General features: G+C 57.9%; 3 protein-coding genes and 1 pseudogene. 1 reads left to right on the forward strand and 3 read right to left on the reverse strand.

All coding sequences use genetic code 11. The annotated features are described in order from the left end of the window. Positions 1–161: 161 nt before the first annotated feature. Positions 162–1,428: pseudogene (locus CXQ93_RS19915) on the forward strand (IS110 family transposase). Positions 1,429–2,341: 913 nt separating this feature from the next. On the opposite strand, the gene CXQ93_RS19920 reads toward CXQ93_RS19915, so the two are convergent. From CXQ93_RS19920 to CXQ93_RS19930, 3 genes are all read right to left on the reverse strand, one after another. Beyond that, positions 2,342–2,860 carry a peptidase gene (locus CXQ93_RS19920; RefSeq protein WP_258069140.1) on the reverse strand — a complete coding sequence of 173 codons (519 nt, stop codon included), beginning with the start codon at positions 2,858–2,860 and terminating at the stop codon, positions 2,342–2,344. Positions 2,861–3,054: 194 nt separating this feature from the next. After that, complete coding sequence (locus CXQ93_RS19925) at positions 3,055–3,414, reverse strand: helix-turn-helix transcriptional regulator (RefSeq protein ID WP_104112145.1); 360 nt, start codon at positions 3,412–3,414, stop codon at positions 3,055–3,057. 1 nt (position 3,415) lies between these two features. Continuing rightward, positions 3,416–4,648: an MFS transporter gene (locus CXQ93_RS19930; protein WP_104112146.1), complete on the reverse strand. Its 1,233-nt coding sequence runs from the start codon at positions 4,646–4,648 to the stop codon at positions 3,416–3,418. Positions 4,649–5,141 lie beyond the last annotated feature (493 nt).

A 5,141-nucleotide genomic window follows, 5' to 3' on the forward strand; every position in this document is an offset into this window, starting at 1 on the left:
ATGAAAGAACAACCATTACCTACCCTGCCAGCCAGTCACAGACTAGCCACTTCAAATACTTACAGGGGGGTGTTGCCGCCGGGATTCGATAGGCGCCAGGGGATCGCTAATGGGGACCGGACCAGCACAAAGAATTGCCGTGTAGGTCAGCCGTAACGTGGATGCCGAGCCTTGCCGCCGTAGGACATGCCAACGAAGGTTTCACAGGACTATTCTGGGAGGTTTGCGTTGATCAAGAACCATGACGAAGTCGATATCTTCATAGGCGTTGATGTCGGCAAAAGTAACCATCACGCGGTCGCTATCGACCGTAAGGGCAAGAAGCTCTTGGACCGGGCGCTGCCCCAGGACGAGGCTAAACTCCGTGCCATCATCCAGGCTGTGGCCGGCAAGGGCACGGTGTTGTTGGTCGTGGATCAGCCCTCGACCATTGGTGCTCTGCCGGTCGCTGTGGCCCAAGCCGAGGGCATCATGGTCGGCTACATACCAGGTCTGGCAATGCGCCGCATCGCGGATCTACACCCGGGAGAGGCCAAAACTGGCGCTCGAGACGCTGCCATCATTGCTGAAGCAGCACGCTCCCTACCCCACACACTGCGGTCTATCGTCCTCGCCGATGAACAAGCCGCTGAACTCTCCATGCTGTGCGGTTTTGACGACGATCTGGCGAAGCAGGCCACCGCGACCTCAAACCGGATCCGCGGCCTACTCACGCAGGTTCACCCAGCCCTGGAACGTGTCATCGGCACGCATCTGAATCACCCTGCCATGGCTGAGTTGCTGATCAAATACCCGTCCCCTGACAAGCTGCGCAAGGCCGGGCAAACCCGCGTCGCGACACTGCTCGCCAAGCACGCGCCGCGAGCAGGAAACCGTTGGGCAGCCGATGTGTTTGCCGCGTTGGGCGAGCAGACCGTCGTGGTCGCTGGAACCGGTGCAGCAGGCATTGTTCTGCCCCAGCTCGCCGCCATGCTCAAACACCTACGCAGCTCCCGCGATGAGCTCCTGACCCAGGTTGAAGCACTTGTGGAGGCCCACCCTCTTCACGTCGTCCTGACCTCCATGCCAGCGGTCGGGGTCAGGACTGAAGCACGCATCATCACCGAGGTTGCGGGCAAGGAATTCAAGACTGCCGGCCACCTCGCCTCCTACGCCGGACTGGCACCAGTAACGTGGCGATCGGGTACTTCCATCCGTGGCGATCACCCTTCCAAGAAGGGCAACAAGAGCCTCAAACGAGCATTCTTCCTCTCCGCGTTCGCGGCTCTGAAAGACCCTCTCTCACGGGCCTACTACGACCGGAAACGCGCCGAAGGCAAACGACACAACCAAGCCCTCATCGCCCTCGCGCGCAGGCGTTGCGACGTTCTCTTCGCGATGCTCCGGGACGGCACATTCTACGAAGCCCCAACCCCGAAAACCGCCTGACCGTTCCGAGCTGTCAGCTGGCGGACACGCACCGCCAGCCACCTACCTCTGCCCAAAAACAGTGGCCCAAAAAACTTTGAAGAAAATCCCTCCAAAGCCTTGACGAAAAACATAGGGACACCCCCCTCGAGAAGAGTCACCGGCGGACTTAATTCGGGCAATACGGCAACCCTCACGCACCCGGCCATACCCAAGGATCCACCCCAATCCCGCTAGAAATCAAGGGCATCGACCTAAAAAGTGGTGAAACGTGCTATCGACTTCTGAAATTTCCGTGCTAAGCACTTCTGAGCAAAAGACCAAGTGCTAACGACTTTGGACATTTGTGCAATCGCCTTCTGAAAACGACACCCGAGGATGCAAAGAGAACCCTGAGAGGTCCTTCAGCTGACTCACTGGACACCGCATCAGTCATTGGCGTGGAGCCGCGGACTTTGGCACATACAAACTCATGAGATCCGGTGTTTACGAAGTGACGAAGATTTATACCCGTTCGGCATCACACGTCGCTTGGGCTGGTTAGCTAGTTTGGGGCCAATGCCCGGCCACGGTTCCGCTACCGGGGAGGCACCGCTTGGGTTGCGCTCCCATCTATCGATGGATGGCTCCTGCCTACGCGGCTTACCACTGCCACGGTTATGGAGGGCGGTTGAGTGGCATCAACAAGCTAATGAGGTCTTCCGCCCGTGAGGTGCCGCTGGTGAGGCCTGCGTTACCAATAAATTGATCGAAGGTCGGCCAGAAGGTAGCCCCACAGCCCGGACCATGACAGCGAGAGAATGCAGACTACTGGAATAGCGGCTTATAACCAGCACTCGTGTCTTGCGGACGATTGTGCCAGGACAGCGCAGTTCTTTCGTATCTTTGCCTTATCCCTTGCCACCCCGTTGGTAGTCGTGGCGGGTTTCGTTTTTTATAGGTCGGTCAGACCGATCCGTTGGTCGTCGAGGCAGGGCGAGCGTTTTCCTGCCGATGGTCCGATGGAGCGTAGGCAGGTGCAGGCTGGTCCTTTGACGGCGGGCATCGTTAGCCACACGAAGCGTTGAATCTTGTTGTACTGCCCGAAGTCCAAGACGGCGCCGTCAAGTTTAGGTGCCAGTTCGTGGCTGACACTGATCAGCATCTCGTCCCCAGTTGACAGGAGGTCCCACTCATCGCCGGTATGCGATTCTTCCCGCTCCGGGCCGTTGAGTAGGCATCGAAGCTGCTTCTTCGGTTCAGTCCGTGAGAAATACAGGCCCTGTTTGCGGCAGCCACCGTTTCCTAGGTAGCAGTGCAGAACACCGCCGAACACGTCGATCATGGTCACCGCCTCCGCGGTCATAGTGAAAGTGCCGTGGCCGGGGATGCTTGCCAGTAGATTCTGGCCACCCCGTGAGTCCCTCATAAGTCTGGCTTTCTCATCGATAAACGTGGTGCGTGAAAGGCTCAATGACAGCACCGTTTTCGCGCACCGGACCCGTAATGGTCTTGATTAGCGTTTCGTCGGGCTTGGGCACCGCATATCCGCTAGAAAAAGCGCGGTTGCAGCGACGACTTCAACCCGAAATATCTGCAAAGAGGCGCGGTGGTAAATTTGGCGTCCTTTCAGCTGTGGTCTGTTCCGGACCTGTGGTGAGGGTGGGGTTATTCGTGGGTTGGTTCCCCACTCACCCGGTGATCAGCATGGTTGAGGCCTTCTTGGACTAGTCGGCCTAGGTGCCCGTCGGAGATCGAGTAGATCACGTGGCGATGCTCTTTCCGGGTGGAAACCAGTGCGCTGAAACGTAGTTTGGCTAGGTGCTGGCTGACCGAGGTGCGGCTCGCTCCAGTACGTGCCACGAGCTGGCTCACATCTGCTGGTTCCTGCGACAGCAGCCACAGGATGTGTAGCCGGGTGGGGTCTGCGAGCATCCGAAACGTTGAGGTCGCCGCCTCCAACCGTTCCGTATCTGGCTCGTTTGGGTGGTGCAAACTCGGTTCTGGTACGGGCTGCGCCTGGGTCATCTCATGCACCTTCCTGTGCTGTTTCCAGCATCTCTTCCATGGGGTGTGCTGGCCAGAGTTTGACTGCTGCCCCGGTGCCCAGTGTAGCGAGGACCACTAGGACCAGCGCGGCCGCTGGCTGGCCCATCCAAGCTCCGATCCACCCGGCCACCGGGTAGGTGATCATGAAGCAGGCATGAGAAAGGGAGAACTGCGCGGTAAATATGTAAGACCTGGTTGTATCCGTCGCGGCACGGCGCAACAACCGGGCAGAGGGCGTGTTAATCATCGACGTCCCTGCCCCCAACACCATCCACAGTGCCAGAAGTAACCACCAAGGGAAAGCGGAGGTAGAAATGAACACCGTAACGGCCAGACCAATGGACAACACGACGGCTCCGGCGACCATCAAGGATCTATCGGCAACTCGCTCCAACAGTCGCGGCGCAGTCAACGCCACCACCATCGAACCAGCCCCGAAACATGCCAGTGCCACCGCCACATCCGTATTGGTCAGTCCGTAGATTTCCCGGACGTAGACCACCGTGTTGACCAGTACAAGTGCCGTGGCTGCTGCCACAACCAAGTTCAGTGCCATCAACCCCCGCAGGGACGGGGCTCGTGCAAAGATCCGGGCGCCCAACGTCGTGCGGTGCAGCACCGAACCATTGTTTCTCGTTACTGGGACCACCGGTAAGACGGTGGTGATCACCAGTACTCCCGAGGCCAGGAACCCGGCAGTTGTCCCTAAGAAAAGGTTGTTGTAGGAGATTACGGTCAGGAGTACGGCGGCAATCATTGGGCTGACTAAAGATTCTAGGTCGTAAGCCAGACGGGACAGTGACAACGCCCGGGTATAGTCCCTTTCTTGAGGCAGAATCACCGGGATCAAGGCCTGAAAGGCTGGGGTGAAGGTGGCAGAGGCCGACTGCAGAATGAAAATCAGGACATAGATCTGCCATTCCTGATCTACGAAGGGCAAAGACAAAGCGATCCCAGCGCGGACCAAATCCGCCCCAACCAAGACCACTTTGCGCGGCAGACGCTCCACCAAAGCCGCCATGATCGGAGCCACGAAAACATAGGCCGCCATTTTAATGGTCAACGCTGTCCCCAACACAGCCCCGGCCCGATCCCCAGCCAAATCAAAAGCCAACAGCCCCAAAGCCACGGTCAGCAGACCCGTCCCGAGCAGAGCGACCACCTGGGCAGTAAACAATTTACGGTATGCCCGCACCCGAAACACAGCAAGCATCAGGACCCCTTTCAAGAATCAACGAACTCACCATACCGTTAAAGTGCACAGGTACGCACTCATGCACTTTAATTCCTTAGTTCTTTAGGGCACTGCGACAATCCGATGCCGGAGATGATCCTCGGGCAGAGCTGGACACATCTTCTCGTTTAAGGTTTCTGATCTGTTGCCAGTGCAACAGTTCCGGATACATCCGGGGAAGCATGCTGGCAGAGAGTCTGCTGTCCTTGGTGAGGTAGACGCGTCCTCCCGCGGTTGCGACGACTTCATCCAGGTGTGACAGCACTGTAGTGAGTCCTAGAGTTTGGGCAGGAAAATCCAGTGCCAATGTCCATCCTGGTTGCGGGAAAGACAGCAGGCCTTTCCCGGCTGCCCCGAAGGACTTTAAAACGGCAAGTGCCGGGGCATGACCGGCACTCTGGAGATCTTCCAAAACTCGCTGGAGAACATGCCGGCCGTTGGCTGGTACTGAGAATTGGTATTGGATTAGGCC

This window comes from Arthrobacter sp. N199823 (assembly GCF_002929705.1).
Taxonomy (GTDB): Bacteria; Actinomycetota; Actinomycetes; order Actinomycetales; family Micrococcaceae; genus Specibacter.